Below are 3,756 nucleotides of genomic sequence, written 5' to 3'. Positions count from 1 at the left end.
ATGGAAAGGCGCTAATGACGCCACGGAGAAAGTCGGCTCCGTTCGTCTTGCCGACGTCATCTCGGAACTCGACGTCGGTAAACTTGGACACGCGATCGATGGCCAGGAACATGTTGAGTTTGCCTTGAGCAAGGCGTAGTTCACTGATGTCGATATGGACGAAGCCGATTGCGGTCTCGGCGAATTTGCCACGCTTGGATCCCTGGTCTGGGTTTGGGGGCAAGCGAGATATACCATGGCGCGCCAGACAGCGGTGCAAGCTCGATCGGGTGAGTTTGGGAATGCTGTCTCGCAGGCAGCCGAGCACATCATCTAGGGGGAGCAGGGGGCGGCGGCGAAACTCGACCACCATGGCCTCCTCGGCTGCCGTCAACACGGTGCTGCGTGGATCCGTTGGACCCATGGGCGCGTCGCTGGTCGTGGTCCGGACACGCCACTTGTTGACGGTGGTGCGGCTCAGCCCGTAGCGGTGGGCCAAGACGCTGGTCTTTTCTTTCGCCGCTTGGAGCTCGGCTCGAACTCGCGGCGTTGTTCGGGCTGAACCGTGAAGACTGCCTGCCATAGCGCTTCCTCTCCATCTCGCGTCAGGATAGAGTCACGACTCCCCGGGACCAAACAGCTAGCACTACTATGGCAGATTAGTTTAGCTGGTCTCGGCGAGAAGTTTCTCACAGTGCGGACACCGCGTCGCCGGCGGCCGCGCAAAGAGGTCCAGAATGGCTTGCCTGATGGCCGGCATACTCGGTTGTGGTGGTGGGCCCCCGATTCTTTTTTTGTCCCGCCGCCCCGAGGCGGCGGGATTGGAGGAAGGCGTAGGCGATCATTGTCATTAAGGCATGTCGATGTAAGCCAGGCCAGGATCGACCCTCGAAATGGTCGAGGCCAAGCTCCTCCTTGAGCTGCTGTGGTGGCCGCATAATAGAGGTCGGACACATGACCGCACTCGCACCGTCCGCCAATTTTCTGCAGCAGATCCTTGCGCCCAAGGGGCCGTCCACACGCGGGTCGTGGTGCCGCATTTGCCTAGTTTGAGCGGCAGCCCAGGCTGGGTGCAGTCGAGCGCTTGGATCTGGCTTTTCTCGTCGATCGACAGCACCACGGTGTGCATCGGCGGATCCATGTAAAGCCCGACGATGTCCTCGACCTTTTCAGCAAAAGCCGGGTCGCTGGAGCGCTTGAAGGTTCGCAGGCGGTGGGGCTGTAGGTGATGGGCATCCCAGAGGCGTTGCACCGAACGCAGGCTGACCCCGACAGTTTTTGCCATAGCCCGGCCGGTCCAATGCGTGACCTGTCCCGGTGGCTCGGAGCAGCTCAGCGCCAGGATCTTTGCCACGGTTGCCGTTGCCAGCTTCGCCGTGCCCGGCCGGCGTGTTTTGTCCCGCAGGAAAGCTTCCACGCCTGCTTCGGCATATCGCGCCCGCCAGCGCCACACCGCAGGCTGGCTTACTCCGGCTTGGCGGGCCACTTCAGCCACAGGCAATCCCTCGCCTGACAGCAACACAATCTGCGCACGCTGGATGTGTTTCTGAGGACGGCTTCGATCTGCGGCAATCGAGGCCAACTGTTTCCGACTGCTGTCACCAACGACGACGCAAACTGTCTGGGCCATCTGGCAAATATGCCAGAACCGCCTGACCCTGTGAATCGTTCGTCCGCGTCATCGCACTAGTCGACGAGGTTGCCATCGCAGTTGTTCCAATCCGGATCTTTGGTCCGCGTCTAACGCAAACAGCCTGTTCTTCGACCATCGCCTGCCGCGTTCTGGCCGTCAAAGCAGTCATAGCTTAGCGGCGCCTGCACCCACTTGAAATCTTGCTAGAGAACAAACGAGATTATGGATATTCAAACGAGAACAAACAAGATTATGTGATATTCGAGCAAGAATCAACGAGGTTATATAATAGCTGGGCTATTTCTCGTTTGATTGCGGAGGTTAGCGTAAATTCTCCAGCGAATAGGATGGCAGGATAGGCATTGTGGATCCACAACGAGGCGGCTGCTCGTCCGCGGCTCGACGAAGACCTGGGCGTCTCCTGGCCATCTATTGGACACCTGAGGGACGTTCCCTGAACGTAGAACGGACGTTCCATACCCCTGCCCCGTTGACACTCTGGACTGAAGTCCGGACGATCGTTACACCTCGTGCCGTTAATATGTCCGGCACCGGCTGTGTCCGTGCCACCGCTTATGACAGGCATGGAGAAAGCGATGCAGATAAACTGCACAGTGAGGGTGACCTTGGCGGCTCTTGTAGTGCTCCGGCCACCCACCATTGGCGGCAAGATGACTGGCTGGAGTATCCTTTCCCAACCAACGGAGTTAGATCGCGCCTTGCAAGACCCTCTGGCCGCAACCCCCACCTTGAGTTAAAAGCTGCCTTTTAAATGGGCCTACGCCCCTCGGGGGTGGCAAGATGGCCGCTCCACAAGCCCAACCCCTGGGAAGCCCACTAAGCAGGTCAACCGCGGGGTTCAGCGGGAAGCAGCAGCTGCCAGTCTGGCTGGCGGGATGATCGCGGCAGAAAGCCTGCTCATTACTGCCGCAGAAGCCGTCGGGCGTTCGGCTCGCGCGCCGTTTTGGGAACGGCAGCTACAAACCGAGTCGTTCACGTCTGTTCGCCCGACCGAGTCGCGCCTGCGACGGTTGCCAAGTGTGGACTCTGCCGACCTCTGGCCATGAATGGTAAGATCACCTACCGCGCATTGAGGTGACGCTGAGCTCCGAAACCCAGAGTGTTTGTGCTGCCGGGCAGCGATGATGGTGATCGGAACGGACAGCGCCGAGCCGCCGGACGTGGTGTCGGTGCAATTCCGGGTGCTGGTGATGCTTGCGACGGCGTGGTGGTGCAGATGCCTGCGCCGCCACGGCTGATCGAGGGCGGTATTCCGACCGAGGCGCTGGCATTTCAACAGATGGCGGAAATTGCAGATCGTGGTCTCGTCGGGCACCGGCTCGTGCCTGAGATCAATGCCGACGAAACGCCGCATCGCATGGGAGTCGTAGAGCGCTTCTTCAGCTCAGGATCGGACAGGTTGAACCATTGGTGGAGACAATAGATGCGCAGCATACGTTCAAGCGTGATCGGCGGTCGCCCCTCGCCAGCTTTTGGGTAAAAACGGTGCGATCAGACCAATGAAGGCTGACCACGGCTTGACCCCTTCCATCTCGCTCAGAAACGTCTCGCGTCGCGTAGTCTTGGCAATCCAGCCGTCGCCATCGTCGTCTGCCGCATACTACCGCCCCGCCTCAAGACAGCATGAAGGCTAGTACGCACAGCGCATCATGTCGAATGGAACTTTCAGACCCTCCTTCATCGGCAGCGCTGCGTCCCGGGTGTTATCGAGTGCCGACGCGTGTCATCCTTCTAGCTTCGGTGGCAGGCTCTGGCGGGCCTTCTGCAGCTCCGCAGTCAACGCGTCTATGCCCTCGGGCCCAAGTTCGATTCCGACCCATCCAAGCCCCGGATGCATCAGTAGCAGTTGCGCAAACCCAGGCGCCGGATGCTTGGCCTTGCAATACCAACGCATCTTTTCGCTCACCAGCACCTGCGTTCCTCCAAAAGGATCCAATTGTGCCCGAGGCGGAAGCATCCCCTCCCGCGTCCCAATTAGGTGAACGATGAGTTCCTCCAACTGTGCGCTGTCTAAGACTGCGGGCCGGGCACTATCACAGAAGACGGTCGCCTCTTTGCGATCTTGGCTGACGCCGGCCTCAATCTTTGCCATTCCAGTTCCCCATGGGTGTCTCGTAAACGCG

Annotated in this window: 1 protein-coding gene and 5 pseudogenes; 1 reads left to right on the top strand and 5 read right to left on the bottom strand. The window is 59.6% G+C overall.

The window, feature by feature from the left end; translation table 11 throughout:
- From GSQ76_RS31465 to GSQ76_RS25910, 3 pseudogenes are all read right to left on the bottom strand, one after another.
- Positions 1 to 562: pseudogene (locus GSQ76_RS31465) on the bottom strand (IS481 family transposase); the annotation flags it as partial.
- 106 nt (positions 563 to 668) lie between these two features.
- Positions 669 to 905: pseudogene (locus GSQ76_RS25915) on the bottom strand (IS701 family transposase); the annotation flags it as partial.
- A 98-nt stretch (positions 906 to 1,003) separates the two neighbouring features.
- A pseudogene (locus tag GSQ76_RS25910) lies at positions 1,004 to 1,609 on the bottom strand (IS630 family transposase); the annotation flags it as partial.
- Between the two features lie 1,080 nt (positions 1,610 to 2,689).
- Here GSQ76_RS25910 and GSQ76_RS32930 point away from each other — a divergent pair.
- Positions 2,690 to 2,909 (top strand): annotated as a pseudogene (locus tag GSQ76_RS32930) (IS66 family transposase); the annotation flags it as partial.
- On the opposite strand, the pseudogene GSQ76_RS32175 reads toward GSQ76_RS32930, so the two are convergent.
- Together GSQ76_RS32175 and GSQ76_RS25900 are read right to left on the bottom strand one after the other, a co-directional pair.
- Positions 2,892 to 3,203, bottom strand: a pseudogene (locus GSQ76_RS32175) (transposase); the annotation flags it as partial. The pseudogenes GSQ76_RS32930 and GSQ76_RS32175 overlap by 18 nt on opposite strands.
- Positions 3,204 to 3,356: 153 nt before the next feature.
- Positions 3,357 to 3,756, bottom strand: a 400-nt coding sequence (locus GSQ76_RS25900; protein WP_216851310.1) for a hypothetical protein, incomplete at its 5' end; no start/stop codon positions are given.

Origin of the sequence: Acidisphaera sp. L21, from assembly GCF_009765685.1 — a bacterium.
GTDB lineage: Bacteria > Pseudomonadota > Alphaproteobacteria > Acetobacterales > Acetobacteraceae > LMUY01.
Note: the sequence above shows the minus strand (reverse complement) of the source record. Positions and strands in the feature narration are given on the sequence as shown.